Below are 19,989 nucleotides of genomic sequence, written 5' to 3'. Positions count from 1 at the left end.
CAAACAAGAAGTTACCTTAAAATCAAATACTTACCTTTTGGTTAGTAATGCATATTTCAAAGGATTATGGAAGAAAAAAATTTAAATAAATTTTCAAATATTGAAGATTGTCCAATTAGAAATGTAATTGATCGCATAGGAGATAAATGGTCGGTACTCGTTTTATTAGTTTTAGAAGAGGAAGGAATTTTACGCTTTAATGAAATTCATAAAACTATAGCGTCTATTTCTCAAAAAATGCTTGCTGTAACTCTAAAGACATTAGAATCTGATGGTTTAGTAAACAGAACTGTATATCCTCAAATTCCTCCTAAAGTAGAATATCAACTTACCGAAAGAGGAAAATCTTTATTACCACATTTACACGGTTTAGTGCTTTGGGCAAAAGGAAATATGGAAGCTATACAAACTTCAAGGCGTGAATTCGCTGAAAACAAATAAGTGTGACATTGAAGTTGATTTTACTACTAACTAGTACATCAAAAAACGAATCATCATCATGCGCTACGTAATTGCTTTTTTCTTTCCTTGGTTGAGTTTAATGCTACAAGGTAAAATATTATCCGGATTTATATGTTTGCTTTTACAAATTACGATTATTGGTTGGATACCCGCATTTATTTGGGCGGTTACCGCTTTAAACCGAATGTATGCTGATAGAAGAACGAATAAGATAATTCGCGAAATGAAAAGAGGGTAAATGCTATTTTATATAGTTTTCTCCAATGACTTTTCGAATAGAAACAAAACCAATTTGGTTCAAATCTATTTCGGAACGTTTTACCCAAATCAAATCCTGAATTTCATCTTCAGCATTTATATTAATAAAATCGGTCTGTAAAGGACATTCATAAAAAATATCCATTGTTCTGTAGGGAACATTTTTGTATAAATAATTATTAGGTGAAGTAGTAATGTACTTTAAATCATTTGGTTTCACTTGTATTCCTAATTCTTCATTTATTTCACGACAAGCTGCTTCTTCAGCATTTTCTCCTGGATCTATAAATCCGCCTGGTAAATCCCATTTCCCTTTATCTGGGTCAACATTGCGAACGGTAAATAAAACTTTATCTTCAAAAGTAAAAACTATAGCAACCGCCGCTGCTATATTATGGTAATACGTAAAATTACAATCGTGACACAAAAACCGAACATGATTTGGATGTTCAATATTTTCAGATTTACAATTGGGACAGTATTTAAAAATTGACATTTTTTAGTGGTTAGTGGTTAGTGCAAAATTACTTTTTACTTTTTACTTTTTACTTACTTCGTAAAAACTCGATTCTCTTGTTCAGTAACTCTAATGAAAGTGGTTCGTTTTGATAATTCTCTTAATTGAGCCGCACCCACATAGGTACAAGTACTTCTCAAACCGCCTAGAATATCCAAAACCGTATCTTCGACAGGACCACGATAAGGAACTTGAACCGTTTTACCTTCACTTGCTCTATACTCTGCTACTCCACCAACATGTTTCGTCATAGCAGTACTTGAACTCATGCCATAAAAAAATTTATATTTCTCATCGTTTTTCTCTATCAGCTCTCCTCCACTTTCGTCATGACCGGCAAGCATACCGCCCAACATTACAAAATCGGCACCAGCACCAAAAGCTTTGGCTACATCACCGGGAACGCTACAACCGCCATCACTAATAATGTGTCCGCCTAATCCATGCGCTGCATCAGCACATTCAATAATTGCCGATAATTGTGGATAACCAACACCTGTTTTAACTCGAGTCGTACAAACAGAACCAGGACCAATACCTACTTTTACAATATCAGCGCCCGAAAGCAACAATTCTTCTACCATTTCTCCAGTAACTACGTTACCCGCAATAATTACTTTTTCAGGTAAATAACCACGCATTTTTTTTACAAAATCTACAAAATGTTCCGAATAACCATTCGCCACATCAATACATAAAAATTGTAATTCAGGGTTTTGCTTAAAAATTTCTAAGACTTTTTCAATATCTTTTTTACCTGTTCCTGTACTTACTGCAATATAATTGATAATGTCGCTAGGAGCAGTATTCATAAAAAACTTCCATTCTTCAACCGTGTAATGTTTATGAACCGCTGTAAATAATTGTTTTTGAGCTAAAGAAAGTGCCATTTCAAAAGTTCCCACAGTATCCATATTGGCTCCCATAATCGGGATTCCTTTCCATTTAAACGGACTGTGTAAAAATTTGTATTCGCGCTCTAAATCTACTTGTGAACGACTTTTTAATGTGGAACGTTTCGGACGAAACATAACATCTTTAAAACCTAATTTTAAATCGCTTTCTATTCTCATAATAAAAATATATAGTTTAAACCCAAAATACGCATTAGCGTATTTTGCTCAAGAGTAGACGAAAATCGAAGATTTTGTCTAGGTTAACCTCGACATTTTGATTAAATTTATCAAAATAGTCGATTCAGTTTTCAAACTGAATTTAGGTTAAAATTAAGATTTAATATGCCTAATCAAGAACGAAATAAAATTTAAAAGTCAACATTTTATTAACAATTTTGCCTTTTTACATTCATTTTCTTTGCTTGTCCAAAGAAAACGAACCAAAAGAAAGGACACTTTTACGAGGAATTTTTAATCTTCGATTAAAACCATCTGAAAAACTCTGCGGACTTTGTCCTGAATTTCAGAGCTTTTTCAGACTATTCTGCGTAAAAGAGTACAATGCTTCGCATTGTTTAAACTAATGCAAAACCTAAAAATTAAACTTTAATTCTATATTTGTAATATGCAAAAACATCTTGTAATCATTGGAACAGTTTGGCCCGAGCCAAATTCAACTGCTGCTGGTAGTAGAATGTTGCAATTAATTGATTTGTTTCAAAAACAAAACTTTAAGATTACATTTTTGTGTTCGGCAAGTAAAACTGAGTATTCTTATAATTTAGATAAGTTACCAATTACTACTGCAACTATAACATTAAATAGTGATTGTTTTAATCATCAAATTTCTGAATTAAACCCACATGTTGTGCTTTATGATCGTTTTATGACAGAAGAACAATATGGTTGGCGCGTTACTGAAACTTGTCCAAATGCGCTAACAATTTTAGATACTGAAGATTTGCATTTTCTCCGCAAAGCACGAGAAATTGCTTTTAAACAAAATAGAACATTATCTTTTGAAGATTACTTATCGGATACATTTAAAAGAGAATTAGCAAGTATTTATCGATGTGATTTGAGTTTGATAATTTCAGAATATGAAATGGAATTATTGACTAAAACCTTTAAAATAGATCGTTCACTTCTACAATATTTACCTTTTTTAATTGAAGAAATCCATACAAATCAACCCCATTTTTCAGAAAGAAAACACTTTGTAAGCATCGGCAATTTTTTTCATGAACCCAATTGGCAAACCGTTTTACAGCTAAAAAAACTTTGGAAATCAATTAAAAAAGAACTTCCAGATGCCGAAATGCATATTTATGGTGCTTATGCTAGCGATAAAGTAATGCAATTACACAATTTAAAAGAAGGTTTTTTAGTAAAAGGTAGAGCAAGTTCAGTTCGTGATGTTTTTACAAAAGCTCGGGTTTTATTAGCCCCAATTCCTTTTGGTGCGGGCTTAAAAGGAAAATTATTCGAAAGTATGCAATTTGGTTTACCTACAGTAACTTCAACAATAGGTGCCGAAGGAATGCAGTTTAATAATTCTTGGAATGGATGTATAACAGATAGTGAAAAAGATTTTGTTGAAAATGCCATTCAGTTATATACAAATGAAACCTTTTGGAATGAAGCTCAACAAAATGGGTTTTTAATTCTAGAAAATAAATTTAAAACAGATTTATTTAGAGTTGAGTTTGCTGAAAAAATTGATTATTTATTAAGTAACTTACAAAAGCATCGTCAAGAAAATTTTTTAGGTCACGTTTTCCAACATCAATCTTTGCAAAGTACTAAGTTTATGAGCAAATGGATTGAATTGAAAAACTCAAAAAACTAAACTTTAAAAGAAAATACTTATATTTAGGTCTTAAACCTCATAAGTCATTACATGAATTATTTAGCTCACATTTATTTATCGGGAGAAAATAACTTATTAAAAGTAGGCAATTTCATGGCAGATAGTGTTAAAGGAAATGATTATTTAAATTATCCCGATGATTTGCGTAAAGGTATTTTACTACATAGAGCTATTGATAGTTTTACTGATGCAAATGAAATTTATCGCCAAAGTAAACATCGTTTACACGAAAATTACGGACATTACTCAGGTGTTATTATGGATGTTTTATACGATCATTTCTTAGCTAAAAATTGGAAGAACTTTTCTTCAATTCCGCTTGATTATTTTATTGATGATTTCTATAAAATATTGGTAGAAAACTTTGATACTTTACCCGAAAAAACCAAAAAAATAGTTCCTTATTTAATTGAACAAAATTGGTTAAACTCTTATCAAACTATATCTGGAATTGAAAGAATTTTGTGGCAAATGAGTCATCGCATTAAGTTTAAAGTAGATTTAAGTAAAGCCGCAATTTTTGAATTAAATGAATTTTACAACGAGTTTGAAGCTGAATTTTTCGATTTTATGAAAGAAATTGAGTTTATGTGTAAAGAAAAACTAAAAGAACTTGGGTAAAAATGTAATAAAAAGTACCTTTGTAGCACATCCAAATTAAACAATGCCTAGAACAGCTTCGCAAAAATTAAAACATTTTATTACGCGCAACTTTAGACGTCTTGAACGTCTTTTATTTGTGGTAAAATCTTTAATTTCTCCAAGACAATTTATTTACTTGTCTTGTGTTCTTGTTGGTATTTCATCTGCTTTAGCTGTAATTGTTTTAAAAACATTTGCGCATTGGGTTTATAAGTTTGCTCAATATTTAGACGGTTTTTTACATTTACCTTATTCTAATAGTACCTTCCCAATTATTGGAATCTTATTAACAGTTTTCATTGTAAAAAAAGTTTTAGACGGTTCTATTCAAAAAGGTACCGCTCAAATTATGAATGCTGTGGCTAAGAAAAACGGAATTATGCCACGCAAACAAATGTATTCTCAAATAATTACGAGTTCGTTTACTGTTGGTATGGGAGGAAGTGCGGGTTTAGAATCACCAATTACTATTACGGGTGCTGCTTTCGGAAGTAATTTTGCTCAAAATTATCGTTTAAGTTATAAAGACAGAACGTTACTTTTAGCTTGTGGTGTAGCTGCCGGAATTGCAGCAGCGTTTAATGCACCTATTGCCGGTGTTTTATTTGCTATCGAAGTGGTTTTAGTAGAAATAAGTATTACAGCATTTATCCCTATTATGATTAGTGCTGCGACAGGTTCTCTGGTTTCTGCAATTGTTTTAAACGAAGATATTTTATTAAACTTCAAAGAAGGTGAAGCTTTTGATTATCATAATATTCCTTATTATATTATTCTTGGAATTCTTTCTGGTTTTGTTTCTATTAATTATGCACGAACTTTTAGAAGTATCGAAAAATGGTTTCATAAAAAGAAAGGTGCTTATAGAAAAGCATTAATTGGAGCCGTTTTATTAGCTGTTTTAATTTTCTTCTTTCCAACATTATTTGGTGAAGGATATGAAAGTATTAAAGTATTAGCTAATAATAATCCCGAAAATATACTTGACAATACATTAGCTAGTGGTTTCAAAAATAACCCATGGGTTTTGTTAGCTTTTGTTGGAGTAACTATGATGGTTAAAGTTTATGCTACCGGATTAACTTTAGGTTCTGGAGGAAATGGAGGAAACTTTGCTCCTTCCCTTTTTGTGGGTTCTTATTTAGGATTTGTGGTTGCCAAGTTTTTAAACCTAACTGGAATTGATAAAGATTTATCGGTAAGTAATTTTACATTAGTAGGAATGGCTGGTATTTTGAGCGGATTATTTCACGCTCCTTTAACTGCTATATTCCTTATTGCCGAAATTACTAGTGGTTATAATTTAATGATTCCGTTAATGATTGTTTCTTCTATCAGTTTTGCCATTTCTAAGAGATTCGAAATACATTCATTCGACATTAAAGATTTGGCCGATAAAGGCGATGTATTTACAGATAATAGAGATAAAAACCTTTTAATTAGTATTGAAGTTTCTAAATTAATTACAACTGATATTAGAAGTATTAAAGAGTCGGATAATTTAGAAGAACTTTTAGAAGTTATTAAAACAACAAGTCAAATTTTAATTCCTGTTTTAGATGAAAACAACCAACTCATGGGGGTCATTCGTTTAAATGAAATTCGTCCCATTATATTATCGCCATTTCAAGTAAAACATACATCGGTTAAAGAAATTATCCGTTCGCCCAAAGAAATCATTTTATATGATGAAACCGCAGATATGATAATGGAAAAGTTTGAAAACAGTCAAACTACTTTATTACCTGTTTTAAAAGAAGGCAAGTTTATTGGTTTTATTTCAAAATACCACATTTTAGAAGAATATAGGAAGAAATTAATTTCCATGACGATTGAATAAAAAAAATAAATATTAAAATTATGAGTACAATACATATAAACGATTTCAAATTTTCAATGCCATTAAGCATCCGTTGGAACGATTTAGATCCTTTAAATCACGTAAATAATGTGTATTATTTCGAGTATTTTCAAATTGGTCGTGGGTATTATATGCCAACTGCTTGTCCGCAATGGGATTGGACCAAAAATATGTTTGTAATTGCGCACATTGAATGCGATTATTTTAAAGAATTAAAATTAACCGCAAATAAACCTACGATAAAAATTAGAACATCAGCCTTAGGTTCAAAAAGCTTTGAAATTGAATATTTAATTACCAGTTTCGATAAAGAAAATAACGAAGTGATTCACGCCAAAGGAAAAAGCGTTCAGGTTTTAATTGACACAACAATAGGAAAATCTATTGAAATTCCTGATTGGTTACGCGAAGCGATTGTGAGTTACGAGCCAGCGATGAGTTAAGTTTGTTATGGTACTTTAAAATAAACTGTGTCAATATTTAAATCTGGTAATTCATTACCTAAACCATGTCAGTTAATACACATAGCCATTACTGCATTTGTTAGCGCTTCAAAGCGTTCTTTTTTCATTTAATAGATAATTAAAATAGCCGAATTTTTCGGCTATTAAGTTATAATTTATTTACAGATTTATGCTTTTAAATGCTCTTTAAAAAATGGAACTATTTGAGAAACGGCTTCATCAACATATTCAGGAATATCATATAATTTCATATGATTTGCTCCTTCAACAACATATTTTTTCTTTTTTCAGTACAAGCTCTTTTCATCAAATCATCACTCATCCACATAGATTCTGCTACACTTCCAACAATCAGTAATAAAGGTTGTGTTAAATAATACTCTGCAAAATTATAAGCATCATAAGTAACCAATTGCGTTAAACTTCTTGCAGTTCCAACACCTGGAGAAGTGGCACATTGCGCTCTATCTGTATGATAATATTCCCAAGCTTCTTGTAAATCTACATACGGTGTATCTTCTTTATTCAATGGAGCCATGGGCATCATTGTTACTTCTGAACCATTTGCTTCTAAGGTTCTTGCATTTGCGCCATAATCTAACCAAGCAACAGCATTTTTAGGATCTTGGTCTCCAAGCCAACCTCTATTCATCATAGCACCAATATTTACTGCACTAACTGTAGAAACAGCTTTAATTCTATTGTCGTTAATTGCTGCATTTACAGTATACCCTCCACCTGCACAAATTCCGTGTGCGCCTATTCTTTCATTATCCACATACGGAAGTGTTGTGAAATAATCAATTACTGCACTTACATCTTCTGTTCTTACATAAGGGTTTTCTAATTGTCTTGGTGTGCCAGAACTTTCTCCTTGAAAAGATGCATCATAAGCAATTGTAACAAAACCATTTTCAGCTAATTTTTTGGCATAAATTCCAGCAGTTTGTTCTTTTACTCCACCTCCAGGATGTGTTACTACAATTGCTGGATATTTTTCATTTTCATTAAAATTATCGGGTAGGTTTAAATAAGCAGAAATTGTAAGTCCGTTATTTGTGTTTGTGAAATTAATTTTTTGCTGTGTCATACTATTTTGTTTTAAAATCTATTACAAAAGTATACCAATTCAAAATTAATGAATTACACGATTTACTAAATAAAAGGAAACATTTTACTGATTCAACTTTTCAATGAAAATTTGTTGCGTTTTAAATTGCTTCGGAGTTACATTAGTTTGCTTTTTGAATAATTTGGAAAAATAATTAGGATATTCAAAACCAAGTTCATACGCTACCTCAGCACTTGTAGAATTGGTTTGCATAAGTTTTTCTTTAGCTTTATCTATGACAAATTCGTGAATAGTTTCTATAGCAGATTTGTTGGTATAAGATTTAATAATATCACCTAAATAATTGGCTGAAAGTTTTAATTTTTGAGCAAAATAATTTACAGTTGGTACACCTTCAAAAGGCTGGTTGTAGTATTCCATTAGCAATTGTTGAAACTCACTTACAATAAGATTGTATTTTTTTGTTTCTGTTTTAAATTGTCTTTTATAAAAAGATTCAACAAGATTTAGCAACAAGTTTACATATGAAATAAGAACATCATAATCCTCAAGTTTATGTTTATAATGGCTAATAATGAGTTTAAAAATATTGATTAATTCTTTTTCCTCTGACCCTTTTAAATAAAGAGCTTCGTGTTCTCCATATTCCAAATAATTTTGAAATAAATAACGATGTTTGTTAATTATTTCTTTTGATATATGAAGATAAAATCCCTCGAAACTTTCGGCTAAATCCCATTCATAAAAATTCCCTGGACTATTAAAAAAAATGGCTGTAATAGGCGTATTACTTCTATTTATTTCAGGGTTGTAATAATTTGTTTTAAATGAAATTCTGTAAAATTCAAATCCAATTCCTTCAGATTTTAATAGCGTTGAAGCAGGATATTCGCCGACATCAATATTCAAATCGAAAGGTTTGGTTAATCCAACGTATTTATTAAAATCTACAAAATTGTCGAATATTTTCATTTACTTTTTTTCAAAATGACACACAAACACCAGTTTGTTTAAAAACCATTTCAAGCAAACTATTTTATTTCAAAAATAGTGATTTAGGTCTAATTTTAACCTTTTAAACAATACTTTTTTAAACCTACAAGGTTTTGGAAACCTTGCAGGTTTACGAAATGATTATGTTAAGTCTTGAAAACAATATGACTGCTCCTGAATTTATTAACATACAATTCTCTATAAGTCTGTTAGTATTTCTCTCTATAAAATTGTAATTTTGCGCTTTGCCAAAAAAACTATGAACAACACACAAGAAACGATTGAAATTATTGGCGCTCGAGCGCATAACCTTAAAAATATAGACGTTACCATTCCGCGGGAGAAATTGGTGGTTATTACAGGGCTTTCGGGTTCTGGTAAATCCTCTTTGGCTTTCGATACCATTTATGCCGAAGGTCAACGTCGCTACATTGAAACGTTTTCTGCTTATGCGCGTCAGTTTTTGGGCGGTTTAGAACGCCCCGATGTAGATAAAATTGATGGTTTATCTCCTGTAATTGCTATCGAACAAAAAACAACAAGTAAAAGTCCGCGTTCTACCGTTGGTACGATTACCGAGATTTACGATTTCTTACGTTTGTTGTATGCTCGTGCTGGCGAAGCTTACAGTTACAACACGGGGGAAAAAATGGTTTCGTATTCTGATGAGCAAATTAAAGAATTGATTGTAGATACTTTTAACGGCAAAAGAATTAATATTTTAGCACCAGTCATTCGTTCACGTAAAGGACATTATCGTGAATTATTTGAACAAATTGCCAAGCAAGGTTTTGTAAAAGTTCGTGTAGATGGTGAAATCCGTGACTTGGAATACGGCATGAAAGTCGATCGTTATAAAACACACGATATCGAAACGGTCATAGACCGAGTTTTAATTAAGAGCGATGAGGACACAGATAAGCGCTTGACTGAAAGCATTAAAACCGCTATGTATCACGGTGATGATATCATGATGGTTATTGAGCAAGAAAGTGGCGAAGTACGTTATTTCAGTCGAAATTTAATGTGTCCAAGTTCGGGTATCTCTTATCCAAACCCAGAACCGAATAACTTTTCGTTCAACTCGCCAAAAGGTGCTTGTCCCACTTGTAATGGTTTAGGAACGGTTAACGAAATCAACCTGAATAAAATTATCCCAAATCCGAAATTATCGATTAAAAATGGTGGTTTTGCGCCTTTGGGAGAATATAAAAACTCATGGATTTTTAAGCAATTGGAAATTATTGCACAAAAATTCGACTTTAAAATAACCGATGCTCTTGAAACGATTCCACAAGAAGCTATGGAAATGATTTTACATGGTGGAAATGAAAAGTTTTCGGTGGTTTCAAAGGTTATGGGAATTACTAAAGATTACAAAATCGATTTTGAAGGTATTGCCAACTTTATCAAAAATCAATACGAACAAGCCGATTCACAAAGCATAAAACGTTGGGCAAAAGAGTTTATGGATGAAAACGATTGTTCTGATTGTCATGGAACGCGTTTACGTAAAGAGGCTTTGTATTTCAAAATCAATGACAGAAATATCGGCGAATTGGTACAAATGGATATCGCTGAACTAGCGGATTGGTTTGCCGATTTACCTCAACATTTAGATACCAAACAACAAGCCATTGCGACTGAAATTTTAAAGGAAATTACTGCTCGTTTACAGTTTTTATTGGATGTTGGTTTAAATTATCTGAACTTAAATAGAAGTTCCAAATCACTTTCGGGTGGAGAGGCACAACGTATTCGTTTGGCTACGCAAATTGGTTCGCAGTTAGTTGGTGTTTTGTATATTTTAGACGAACCTAGTATTGGTTTACACCAGCGCGATAACGAACGTTTGATTAAATCGTTGGAAAGTCTGCGCGATATTGGAAATTCAGTTATTGTAGTGGAACACGACAAAGACATGATTGAACGTGCCGACCACGTAATTGATATCGGACCAAAAGCAGGTCGTTTTGGTGGAAAAATCATCAGTCAAGGTACACCAAAAGAATTATTAAAAGAAAATACCATTACAGCTCAATTTATGAGTGGTAAAATGCAAATTGAAGTTCCAAAAAAGCGTCGTGAAGGAAACGGAAAAATATTGAAGCTTTCAGGAGCAAGCGGCAACAATTTAAAAAATGTTTCGGTAGAATTTCCTTTAGGAAAACTAATTTGTGTTACTGGTGTTTCGGGAAGTGGAAAATCGACATTGATTAATGAAACCTTGTATCCTATTTTGAATACGCATTTCTTTAATGCGGTAAAAAAACCACAACCATACAAAAAAATTGAAGGTTTAGAACACATTGATAAAGTAATTGATATTGACCAAAGTCCGATTGGTAGAACACCAAGAAGTAATCCTGCGACGTATACTGATGTTTTCTCTGAAATTAGAAGTTTATTTACCCAAACACCTGAAGCGCAAATTCGTGGTTACAAACCTGGTCGTTTTAGCTTTAACGTAAAAGGCGGACGTTGTGAAACCTGCGAAGGTTCTGGAGTGAGAACAATTGAAATGAGTTTCTTACCAGATGTTTATGTAGAATGTGAAACGTGTCAAGGCAAACGTTTTAACAGAGAAACTTTGGAAATTCGCTACAAAGGAAAATCGATTTCTGATGTATTAGAAATGACGGTTGATGAAGCGGTTGATTTCTTTGAGAATATTCCTAAAATCTACAGAAAAGTAAAAACCATTCAAGATGTTGGATTGGGTTATATTACTTTGGGACAACAAAGTACGACACTTTCTGGTGGTGAAGCACAGCGTGTAAAATTGGCAACCGAACTTTCGAAAAAAGATACTGGTAACACTTTCTACATTTTAGACGAACCTACAACAGGATTGCATTTTGAAGATATTCGTGTGTTGATGGAAGTGATTAACAAATTGGTTAAGAAAGGAAATACTGTTTTAATTATAGAACATAATTTAGATGTTGTAAAACTAGCCGACCATATTATTGACATTGGTTACGAAGGTGGAAAAGGCGGCGGACAAGTTGTAGCAGTGGGAACTCCGGAAGAAGTAATAAAAAATAAAAAGAGCTATACAGCGCAGTTTTTGAAAAAAGAATTATCTTAGCGCTCTAATTACTTCACACAACAACACTGCTCAAGATTTAATGTTTAACTTAATTATTTGTTTACCAACAAATTAATTTAATTTTATTATGGCAGCAGATCAATACGAAAATGACGATCACAGAATCCAAGAGAAATTTAAACAAAAAACTTGGAACGAAATACGTACAAACGACTCATGGGCAATTTTTAAAATCATGTCGGAATTCGTAAATGGTTACGAATCGATGGGAAGAATTGGTCCTTGTGTTTCTATTTTTGGTTCAGCAAGAACAAAACCTGAAGACAAATATTATTTATTAGCTGAAAAAATTGCTTACAAAATCAGTAAAGCTGGTTACGGTGTAATTACTGGTGGTGGACCTGGAATTATGGAAGCAGGTAACAAAGGAGCGCACTACGGTGGCGGAACTTCAGTTGGTTTAAATATCGAGTTACCTTTCGAGCAACACTTTAATCCTTATATAGATAGAGATAAAAACTTAAACTTCGATTACTTCTTCGTAAGAAAGGTAATGTTTGTTAAGTATTCTCAAGGATTTGTAGTTATGCCTGGTGGTTTTGGAACGTTAGACGAATTATTTGAAGCGATTACTTTAATTCAGACTAAGAAAATTGCAAAATTTCCTATTATCTTAGTTGGAACAGAATTTTGGACAGGTTTAATGGATTGGGTAAAAGCCGTTTTATTAGAAAAATTCCAAAATGTGAGTCCAGAAGATTTAAACTTGTTTAAAATAGTAGACAACGAGGATGAAGTTTTAGAAGCTTTAGATAATTTCTACAAAAAATATAATTTATCGCCTAACTTCTAATTTGGTGATAAACTTTAAATAAAAATGTCATTTTAAGTAAATTAAAATGACATTTTTTGTTTTAAAAAAAAAGCAGACCTATAAGCCGGGTTCTGTCTCCAAAAGGAGTCTTATCATTTATCTAGTTCCGCAATTACTCACGGAATCCATCTGCCTACCCCTCAGCATGAACGAGCAGCTCTTAATTGCTGATATACATGGCATTTCACCGCATAGAGTTTACCTGGTTTCACTACAGCATTACCTGTACATACTTTCTGTTGCACTTGTCCTCGCCTTTCAACGGACGGGCGTTACCCGCTATGCTTGCTCTATGGTGTCCGGACTTTCCTCTCCTCTTTCGAGCAGCGATAAGACGGTCTGCGGGCGCAAAAGTAAACACTTTAACATTACCTTAAAAACTTTATCACATATAAATTGTAACTTTAAAAGAAAAAAGATGAAAATAGAATATCATTATGCTTCGGTTTCAGTAGCATTAGAAGAACTAAAAAGCAAAGGATTTGATTTTGATTATAACATACATGAAAATGAAATTATAATGGATCCCGATGGATTTATTATTCATCATATTTATAGATATGAAGGAAATTCGAACCCAGATGATGAATCTATTGTGTATGGAATTTCTTCTTTCGAAGATAAAAAAGGAGTTTTTGTTGCGGGTTATTCGGCTAATACTTCATCTGAAGCGGTTAAAATTTTAGAAAACTTAATAAAACTTTCTTCTTAAAATTTACAACATCGATTTAAACATCAACATTCCTATTATAAATAAGATTACAATATAAAAGAAAGCTAATAACACAAAAAACAACAATGATTTAAGTATCAATTGTTTTATAGTAAGATTAAAAATTCTTTTTAAAGCATAGAAATGATAACCAAAAATAATGGGATACATTAATGCTGATAATGTCATGTAGCTTTTAACAAAGAAACCAAGAACTATTATTAAACTAATGGTTAAAATTGATACATGGTTATAGGTGTAGCAATAAATAATATTGTGTTCTGCAAAATTGTAATCTTTTCGTTTCCAAAAAACCAACTTCGATAATAATGCAAAAAAAGGAATAAATGCTGTAGTTATAAAACTGTGATAATCAAAAATTGATGATGTAAAATTTTGCATATCAAAATTCTCAATTTTATTATCGCTGTTACCTGTAAAATTTATTTCGCCATAAAATCCTTTTTTCATCAAATAAATATTCAATCCAGAAATTGTAATTGAAATTAATAAATAAGTAAACGGATTTATATATTTATGTCGTGCACCTTGTAAATAACCATTTATTACAGTTTCAGGTGCTTTAAAAAGCATTCTAAATGTTTTCGCAAATTTATTGTCGTAACTCAAGAATTTTTCAGCAAATTCAATCAGTAAAGATTTTGTAGTAACGCGCTCGTTTACAACTCTTCCACCACAATGCGGACAAAACTGAAAATCTTCGTTGAATGGAACATCACAATTTTTACAAATCATACTAACCTTTTTCACAAAAATAAACATTTTTATTACTTATCATAATCGTTTTTTTAAGTACATATTGTGAATAACTTTTGTCTTTTTTAAGGTTTTCAAACTTGTAATTTGAAGGAAGTAAAACTATATTTGTGTTTCAATTGAATTTATGGAACAGTTTATAGTATCAGCTCGAAAATATCGTCCTCAAACATTTAAAGATGTTGTGGGACAAAAGGCTATTACGAATACTTTATTAAATGCAATTGAAAACAATCATTTAGCTCAAGCCTTACTTTTTACAGGTCCGCGTGGTGTAGGAAAAACTACTTGTGCCCGAATTTTAGCTCGAAAAATTAACCAAGAAGGTTATGACGATCCCAATGAAGATTTTTCATTTAACGTTTTTGAACTAGATGCTGCTTCTAACAATGGTGTTGATGATATTCGTAATATTATTGACCAAGTTAGAATACCGCCACAAACTGGAAAATATAAAGTTTATATTATTGACGAGGTTCACATGCTGTCGCAAGCCGCTTTTAATGCTTTCTTAAAAACATTAGAAGAACCTCCAAGACATGCTATTTTTATTTTAGCTACAACTGAAAAACATAAAATATTACCCACAATTTTATCGCGTTGTCAAATTTTTGATTTCAAAAGAATTACCGTTCAAGATGCGAAAGAACATTTAGCCGAAATTGCACAAGAACAAGAAATTACTTTTGAAGACGATGCTTTACACATAATTGCTCAAAAAGCAGATGGTGCGATGCGTGATGCGCTTTCAATTTTTGACCGAGTAGTATCTTATTGTGGTAAAAATTTAACACGTCAAGCAGTAACTGAAAATTTAAACGTTTTAGATTTTGAATATTATGTACAAGTAACCGATTTAATTTTGGAAAATAAAATTCCTGAATTATTAGTAATGTACAACGATATTTTAGCAAAAGGATTTGATGGTCATCATTTTATTGCAGGATTAGCTTCTCATTTTAGAGATTTATTAGTTTGCAAAAATCCGGCAACATTAGTTCTTTTAGAAGCGGGCGAACATGCTCAAAATCTTTATAAAGTTCAAGCTCAAAAATCGAGTCAAGAATTTCTTTTAAAAGGAATTGAAATTGCAAACGACTGTGATTTAAAATTTAAAACGAGTCAAAATCAACGACTTTTAGTCGAACTTTGCTTAATGCAATTAGCCTCTATCAATTTTGATGGAGAAAAAAAAAAGCTGAGTCCTTTATAATTCCTGCTACTTATTTTAGAAACAATTCTTATTCGATAGTTGAAGTAAAAACCAGAGAAGTTCCTTCAAATCTTGATGCACAAACTAAAGCTAATGTTGCTTCAAATAATAGTTTACCAAAAACAGAACAAGTAATAGAACCTGAAGTTCCTAAACCAGTTTTACCTAAAGCTGAAACACTAGGAACAAGAGTTTCTGCTTTTTCATTAGCAAGTATTAAGGCTAAAAAAGAATTTGAAAATCAACAGCTACAACAGCAAAAACATCACGAATCTTTACCTTCAGAAAAATTCTCTGAAACCGATATGTTATTACTTTGGACAAAATTTGCTCAAAAATTAAGTGATCAAGGTAAAAAACTAATGGCGACTTATATGCAAATGAATGATCCAAAATTAAAAGGAACTGTCATTGAATTAGAATTACCAAACGAAAGTACAAAAGAAGAATTTTTATCGGGTGCGAATGAATTATTAGGTTATTTAAGAGGAAAATTACACAACCACGATATTACAATTGAAGTTATAGTAAATGAAGTTACTGAAAACAGATATGCCTTTACTCCTCAAGAAAAATATGATAAATTAAAATCAATTAACCCGAATCTTGATCTTTTGAAGAAAATGTTTGATTTAGACTTATAAAATTCTAAATAAATTTTAAATGAAAAAAATACTTTTTTAAATTTTACAAGTGCATTCTTAATTACTTTTGGTATAACCGCTATAGATCTTGATAATTTAAAACTTAACGATAATTTAAAAGCTTATTTATCTATAGTTGCTGGTTTGGCAATTTTAATCTTTATTTTAATAAAAAATAAAAAGTAGTATTTATAATTTTCCGTAATACATGGCTTTCACAATTCCATCAGAAAGTCCAATTTTTGGAACATAAATTTGTCTTGCTCCACTCCATTTCATGGCATTTAAATAAATTCGAGTCGCAGGAATAATTACATCGGCACGATCTGGATTTAAACCTAATTCTGAAATGCGTTGTTCATATGACATACTGTTTAATTTTTGAAATTGCGAATTCATATAAACATATGACAAAGGTTTTGACTGGTGTTTTTCAGAAAGTTTGAATAATTTATTAATATTTCCACCCGAACCAATTAGAGTAATTTCGTCGTAAGGGGCAGTAATTGTTTTAATCCATTTTTCTATTTCTGTCCAAACAATATCAGAAACCATATTATTTAGTAAACGAACGGTACCATTTTTAAATGATTTTGATACTACAATTTTTCCTTCAGAAAAAAGAGAAAACTCAGTACTACCACCACCAACATCTACATATAAATATGTTTTATCAGTGTTAATAAATTGTTTTAAATCGGAAGCCGCAATAATCGCAGCTTCTTTTTTACCATCAATTATATCAATCTTAATATCAGCTTTTTTCTTTATTAAATTTACTACATCTACTCCATTATTAGCTTCACGCATTGCTGAAGTTGCACAAGCTCTATATTTTTCGACCTTATGAACCTTCATTAACAAGTTAAATGCTTTCATAGCATCTACCATTCTATTAATATTCTCTTCAGAAATATCGCCAACGGTAAAAGCATCTTGACCTAAACGAATAGGCACACGAACTAATGAACTTTTATTAAATTGCGTAGGTTGCCCTGGTTGTTCAACAATATTGGTTACCAATAATCTCATAGCATTGGAACCTATATCTATTGCAGCATATTTTTTTATTGTAATCATATTAAACTCTTTCGGCAATAACTTCTAATTTATTTTGATAATATCGATATAACTCGGCTTGTGCTCTAAAAGGTTTTTCTCCTTCAGGTTTACGATATCTATTCTTTAAATCATCGGAATGAATACGAGCTTTAACATTTGCTTTCCAACCTATTTCAAAAGTGTCAATTAATTCTTCTTTAATATTATCTTCATAAATAGGACAAGTAACTTCAACTCTGGCATCTAAATTTCTTGTCATAAAATCTGCTGAAGAAATAAAAACATCAGGATTCCCTTCGTTACCAAAAATATAAATACGTGAATGTTCTAAATACTTATCTACGATGCTAATAGCTTCAATATTTTCACTCATTCCTTGAACTCCAGGAATTAAACAACAAATTCCTCTAATAATTAATTGAATCTTTACACCAGCTCTACTGGCATCGTATAGTTTATCGATCATTTTAAAATCGGTTAAACTATTCATTTTCAATTTTATGTAAGCTTCTTTACCATCAATTGCGTTTAAAATTTCTCTATCAATTAATTTATTAAATTTTAATCGTGTGTAATGTGGCGAAACAAATAAATGTTTGTAACGGTGTACTTTATAATTCACCTCAAAAAATTCAAATACTTTTGAAGCATCTTTTAAAATTTGAGAATTGGCTGTAAAAATGGTATTATCAGTATAAATTTTTGCAGTATTCTCATTAAAATTTCCTGTAGAAATAAATCCGTAACGTTTTACTTTACCCTCTTCAATTCTATCTATAACACATACTTTACTGTGAACTTTTAAACCTTTTACCCCAAAAATTAATTCTATTCCTTCGGTTTGCATTTGCTCGGCATAAGAAATATTACTAGCTTCGTCGAAACGAGCTTGCAATTCGATTTGAACTACTACACGCTTTCCGTTTTTTGCAGCATTTATCAACGAACTCACAATTTGCGAATTCTTTGCTAAACGATATAAAGTAATTTTAATTGAAGCTACTTTTGGATCAAGAGCGGCTTCTCTTAAAAATTTAATAATGTAAGAAAATGACTGATAGGGAGCGCTTAACAAATAATCTTTTTCTCTTATTTTTTGAAGCATACTTCCTTCTAAATCTAAGCCTGGAACCGGTAAAGGTGGATTTTCTTTATATAACAAATCATATCTTCCTAAATTAGGAAAACTCATATAATCGCGTCTATTATGATAACGACCACCTGGAATGATACTATCTGAACTATCAATGTTCATTCGTTTCAATAAAAATTCTAATGTATCTTTTTCGATAGCTTGGTCATATATAAAACGAACCGTTTCTCCTACTCTTCTTTCTTTAACACTATCTGATACTTTTTCTATGAAACTTTTACTTAAATCGCTATCAAACTCTAATTCGGCATCACGAGTAATTTTAATCATGTGTGCCGAAATACTTTCATATTCGAAAATATTAAACAAGTAATTTAGATTATGACGAATTACATCGTCTAATAAAATTATATATTGCTTTTCTGAATTTGAAGGTAAAACAACAAATCTATTTATTGTACTAGGAATTTCTACAATAGCATAGCGTACTTCTTTATTCAAATGCAATTTATCGAAAATTGATGTCGACGTATTTTTCATAACCAATTTTACTGCTAAATATCCAGATGTATCCTTAAGTAACGGAAACTTATCTAAATCATTTAACATAATGGTTACTACAGCTGGACTAACCCTTTGTATAAAAAAGTCGCGAATAAAATTCTCTTGATCTTTAGAAAGTTGCTTTTCGTTGATAATAAAAATATTCTCTTGTTCGAGACGTTTTTCTATTTCACTTAAAATACGTAAACTTTCTGATTGTTGTTCAATAACAATTTCTGTAATCTCTTTTAGAAGTTTTTCTGGAGTAACACCACCAAGTAATTTACTGGCATTTTCATTCTTCTCCATTTTCATTCTTCTAATAGCGGCATAACGAACTCTAAAAAATTCGTCTAAATTATTAGAAAAAATTCCTAAAAATCTTAATCTATCTAATAGTGGCACCGTTTCATCGGCAGCTTCTTGTAATACTCTAGCATTAAAGGTTAACCAACTTTTTTCTCTATCAATGTATTGATTGTGGTTTATATTGCTCATGTTTAAAATGACTTGGGAAAATTGTTTTAACAGTCTTTCCTTTTTTTAGTTCTTTCCAATCTTGTATTTGTATCTCTAAAGAGACAAAACCTGTAGTAGGAACATTATCCATAAAAAGATTCCCAAATTTATTAACAAAATTTGTAATAGCATCGTTATGCCCAAAAAGAATTAAGTTATCGTATTTATTTTCACATTTCTTAATTTCATCTTCTAACTGAAATTCATCAAATGTATACAATCCGTCTTTTAAAAAAATAGTTTCATTTGGTATTCCAAGATTTTGCGTAAGAATTAAAGCAGTTTCTTTAGCCCTCTTAGCTACGCTACTCCAAACTACAAATGTTTTTGGTAAAAAATCAATAATCTTTGATGAAATTAAATGTGCATCATCTATACCTCTTTTAGATAATGGTCGGTCTATATCTCTCAAGGGAGTTTCCCAACTTGACTTTGCGTGTCTTATTAATATTAGATTTTTCATAG

General features: G+C 31.4%; 19 protein-coding genes and 1 other RNA gene. 11 read left to right on the top strand and 9 right to left on the bottom strand.

Annotated features, from left to right (window positions below):
• Positions 1-66: 66 nt before the first annotated feature.
• On the top strand, positions 67-441 hold the full coding sequence (locus GCU34_RS03555) for a winged helix-turn-helix transcriptional regulator (RefSeq protein ID WP_072784097.1): 375 nt from the start codon (positions 67-69) through the stop codon (positions 439-441).
• Positions 442-499: 58 nt separating this feature from the next.
• Complete coding sequence (locus GCU34_RS03550) at positions 500-700, top strand: YqaE/Pmp3 family membrane protein (RefSeq protein ID WP_072784099.1); 201 nt, start codon at positions 500-502, stop codon at positions 698-700.
• 3 nt (positions 701-703) lie between these two features.
• On the opposite strand, the gene GCU34_RS03545 is transcribed toward GCU34_RS03550, so the two are convergent.
• Complete coding sequence (locus GCU34_RS03545) at positions 704-1,216, bottom strand: NUDIX hydrolase (RefSeq protein WP_072784101.1); 513 nt, start codon at positions 1,214-1,216, stop codon at positions 704-706.
• A 53-nt stretch (positions 1,217-1,269) separates the two neighbouring features.
• A complete protein-coding gene (locus tag GCU34_RS03540) occupies positions 1,270-2,310 on the bottom strand; it encodes a GMP reductase (protein ID WP_072784103.1) in 1,041 nt (346 codons plus the stop codon).
• A gap of 448 nt (positions 2,311-2,758) precedes the next feature.
• On the opposite strand from GCU34_RS03540, the gene GCU34_RS03535 reads away from it, so the two are divergent.
• The 4 genes from GCU34_RS03535 to GCU34_RS03520 are packed head-to-tail and all read left to right on the top strand — an operon-like array spanning position 2,759 to position 6,949.
• Positions 2,759-3,982 (top strand): glycosyltransferase family 4 protein, encoded by a 1,224-nt coding sequence (locus GCU34_RS03535; RefSeq protein ID WP_072784104.1) that lies wholly within the window; start codon positions 2,759-2,761, stop codon positions 3,980-3,982.
• Positions 3,983-4,033: 51 nt separating this feature from the next.
• The gene (locus GCU34_RS03530) at positions 4,034-4,624 is read left to right on the top strand and encodes an acyl carrier protein phosphodiesterase (protein WP_072784106.1); all 591 of its coding nucleotides are present in this window, start codon (positions 4,034-4,036) and stop codon (positions 4,622-4,624) included.
• Between the two features lie 43 nt (positions 4,625-4,667).
• Positions 4,668-6,485: a chloride channel protein gene (locus GCU34_RS03525; RefSeq protein WP_072784108.1), complete on the top strand. Its 1,818-nt coding sequence runs from the start codon at positions 4,668-4,670 to the stop codon at positions 6,483-6,485.
• Positions 6,486-6,505: 20 nt separating this feature from the next.
• A complete protein-coding gene (locus GCU34_RS03520) occupies positions 6,506-6,949 on the top strand; it encodes an acyl-CoA thioesterase (RefSeq protein WP_178138352.1) in 444 nt (147 codons plus the stop codon).
• Between the two features lie 268 nt (positions 6,950-7,217).
• On the opposite strand, the gene GCU34_RS03515 is transcribed toward GCU34_RS03520, so the two are convergent.
• Together GCU34_RS03515 and GCU34_RS03510 are read right to left on the bottom strand one after the other, a co-directional pair.
• Positions 7,218-8,060 carry an alpha/beta hydrolase gene (locus tag GCU34_RS03515; RefSeq protein ID WP_227658726.1) on the bottom strand — a complete coding sequence of 281 codons (843 nt, stop codon included), beginning with the start codon at positions 8,058-8,060 and terminating at the stop codon, positions 7,218-7,220.
• Positions 8,061-8,144: 84 nt separating this feature from the next.
• Entirely contained in the window at positions 8,145-9,014 is an 870-nt protein-coding gene (locus GCU34_RS03510) for a helix-turn-helix domain-containing protein (protein WP_072784114.1), read from the bottom strand.
• Positions 9,015-9,294: 280 nt separating this feature from the next.
• Here GCU34_RS03510 and uvrA point away from each other — a divergent pair, with 280 nt between their 5' ends.
• Together uvrA and GCU34_RS03500 are read left to right on the top strand one after the other, a co-directional pair.
• On the top strand, positions 9,295-12,126 hold the full coding sequence (gene uvrA / locus GCU34_RS03505) for an excinuclease ABC subunit UvrA (protein ID WP_072784116.1): 2,832 nt from the start codon (positions 9,295-9,297) through the stop codon (positions 12,124-12,126).
• Positions 12,127-12,214: 88 nt separating this feature from the next.
• Complete coding sequence (locus tag GCU34_RS03500; RefSeq protein WP_072784117.1) at positions 12,215-12,940, top strand: LOG family protein; 726 nt, start codon at positions 12,215-12,217, stop codon at positions 12,938-12,940.
• 65 nt (positions 12,941-13,005) lie between these two features.
• Here GCU34_RS03500 and rnpB read toward each other — a convergent pair.
• Positions 13,006-13,307: RNase P RNA component class A (gene rnpB, locus GCU34_RS03495), an RNA gene on the bottom strand.
• Positions 13,308-13,379: 72 nt separating this feature from the next.
• Here rnpB and GCU34_RS03490 point away from each other — a divergent pair.
• A complete protein-coding gene (locus GCU34_RS03490; RefSeq protein ID WP_072784119.1) occupies positions 13,380-13,673 on the top strand; it encodes a hypothetical protein in 294 nt (97 codons plus the stop codon).
• 3 nt (positions 13,674-13,676) lie between these two features.
• On the opposite strand, the gene GCU34_RS03485 is transcribed toward GCU34_RS03490, so the two are convergent.
• Positions 13,677-14,429 carry a DUF3667 domain-containing protein gene (locus tag GCU34_RS03485; RefSeq protein WP_072784121.1) on the bottom strand — a complete coding sequence of 251 codons (753 nt, stop codon included), beginning with the start codon at positions 14,427-14,429 and terminating at the stop codon, positions 13,677-13,679.
• A gap of 148 nt (positions 14,430-14,577) precedes the next feature.
• Here GCU34_RS03485 and dnaX point away from each other — a divergent pair, with 148 nt between their 5' ends.
• Together dnaX and GCU34_RS03475 are read left to right on the top strand one after the other, a co-directional pair.
• Positions 14,578-15,663: a DNA polymerase III subunit gamma/tau gene (dnaX, locus tag GCU34_RS03480; RefSeq protein WP_072784122.1), complete on the top strand. Its 1,086-nt coding sequence runs from the start codon at positions 14,578-14,580 to the stop codon at positions 15,661-15,663.
• A 305-nt stretch (positions 15,664-15,968) separates the two neighbouring features.
• Positions 15,969-16,307, top strand: coding sequence for a DNA polymerase III (locus GCU34_RS03475; protein ID WP_227658725.1), 339 nt, complete (start codon positions 15,969-15,971; stop codon positions 16,305-16,307).
• A 189-nt stretch (positions 16,308-16,496) separates the two neighbouring features.
• Here GCU34_RS03475 and GCU34_RS03470 read toward each other — a convergent pair whose 3' ends face one another.
• Genes GCU34_RS03470 through GCU34_RS03460 form a run of 3 tightly spaced genes read right to left on the bottom strand, consistent with a single transcriptional unit; the run spans position 16,497 to position 19,987 of the window.
• Entirely contained in the window at positions 16,497-17,387 is an 891-nt protein-coding gene (locus GCU34_RS03470; RefSeq protein ID WP_072784126.1) for a Ppx/GppA phosphatase family protein, read from the bottom strand.
• A 1-nt stretch (position 17,388) separates the two neighbouring features.
• Positions 17,389-19,503 (bottom strand): polyphosphate kinase 1, encoded by a 2,115-nt coding sequence (ppk1, locus tag GCU34_RS03465; protein ID WP_072784128.1) that lies wholly within the window; start codon positions 19,501-19,503, stop codon positions 17,389-17,391.
• Positions 19,472-19,987: a SixA phosphatase family protein gene (locus GCU34_RS03460; protein WP_072784130.1), complete on the bottom strand. Its 516-nt coding sequence runs from the start codon at positions 19,985-19,987 to the stop codon at positions 19,472-19,474. The genes ppk1 and GCU34_RS03460 overlap by 32 nt, the downstream gene beginning before the upstream one ends.
• Positions 19,988-19,989 lie beyond the last annotated feature (2 nt).

This window comes from Flavobacterium haoranii, assembly GCF_009363055.1.
In the GTDB taxonomy this organism is placed as follows: domain Bacteria; phylum Bacteroidota; class Bacteroidia; order Flavobacteriales; family Flavobacteriaceae; genus Flavobacterium; species Flavobacterium haoranii.
The sequence above is the reverse complement of the archived record's forward strand: the minus strand, read 5'-3'. Positions and strand labels throughout refer to the sequence as shown.

Bases quoted from the DNA above. Each gene is read 5' to 3' on its own strand.
- GCU34_RS03555 (WP_072784097.1), top strand. From the start codon at position 67: ATGGAAGAAAAAAATTTAAATAAATTTTCAAATATTGAAGATTGTCCA.
- GCU34_RS03475 (WP_227658725.1), top strand. From the start codon at position 15,969: ATGTTATTACTTTGGACAAAATTTGCTCAAAAATTAAGTGATCAAGGT.
- GCU34_RS03530 (WP_072784106.1), top strand. From the start codon at position 4,034: ATGAATTATTTAGCTCACATTTATTTATCGGGAGAAAATAACTTATTA.
- GCU34_RS03460 (WP_072784130.1), bottom strand. From the start codon at position 19,987: ATGAAAAATCTAATATTAATAAGACACGCAAAGTCAAGTTGGGAAACT.
- GCU34_RS03535 (WP_072784104.1), top strand. From the start codon at position 2,759: ATGCAAAAACATCTTGTAATCATTGGAACAGTTTGGCCCGAGCCAAAT.
- GCU34_RS03525 (WP_072784108.1), top strand. From the start codon at position 4,668: ATGCCTAGAACAGCTTCGCAAAAATTAAAACATTTTATTACGCGCAAC.
- GCU34_RS03490 (WP_072784119.1), top strand. From the start codon at position 13,380: ATGAAAATAGAATATCATTATGCTTCGGTTTCAGTAGCATTAGAAGAA.
- GCU34_RS03550 (WP_072784099.1), top strand. From the start codon at position 500: ATGCGCTACGTAATTGCTTTTTTCTTTCCTTGGTTGAGTTTAATGCTA.
- GCU34_RS03510 (WP_072784114.1), bottom strand. From the start codon at position 9,014: ATGAAAATATTCGACAATTTTGTAGATTTTAATAAATACGTTGGATTA.
- uvrA (WP_072784116.1), top strand. From the start codon at position 9,295: ATGAACAACACACAAGAAACGATTGAAATTATTGGCGCTCGAGCGCAT.
- ppk1 (WP_072784128.1), bottom strand. From the start codon at position 19,503: ATGAGCAATATAAACCACAATCAATACATTGATAGAGAAAAAAGTTGG.
- GCU34_RS03515 (WP_227658726.1), bottom strand. From the start codon at position 8,060: ATGACACAGCAAAAAATTAATTTCACAAACACAAATAACGGACTTACA.
- GCU34_RS03485 (WP_072784121.1), bottom strand. From the start codon at position 14,429: ATGATTTGTAAAAATTGTGATGTTCCATTCAACGAAGATTTTCAGTTT.
- GCU34_RS03520 (WP_178138352.1), top strand. From the start codon at position 6,506: ATGAGTACAATACATATAAACGATTTCAAATTTTCAATGCCATTAAGC.
- GCU34_RS03470 (WP_072784126.1), bottom strand. From the start codon at position 17,387: ATGATTACAATAAAAAAATATGCTGCAATAGATATAGGTTCCAATGCT.
- GCU34_RS03500 (WP_072784117.1), top strand. From the start codon at position 12,215: ATGGCAGCAGATCAATACGAAAATGACGATCACAGAATCCAAGAGAAA.
- GCU34_RS03545 (WP_072784101.1), bottom strand. From the start codon at position 1,216: ATGTCAATTTTTAAATACTGTCCCAATTGTAAATCTGAAAATATTGAA.
- GCU34_RS03540 (WP_072784103.1), bottom strand. From the start codon at position 2,310: ATGAGAATAGAAAGCGATTTAAAATTAGGTTTTAAAGATGTTATGTTT.
- dnaX (WP_072784122.1), top strand. From the start codon at position 14,578: ATGGAACAGTTTATAGTATCAGCTCGAAAATATCGTCCTCAAACATTT.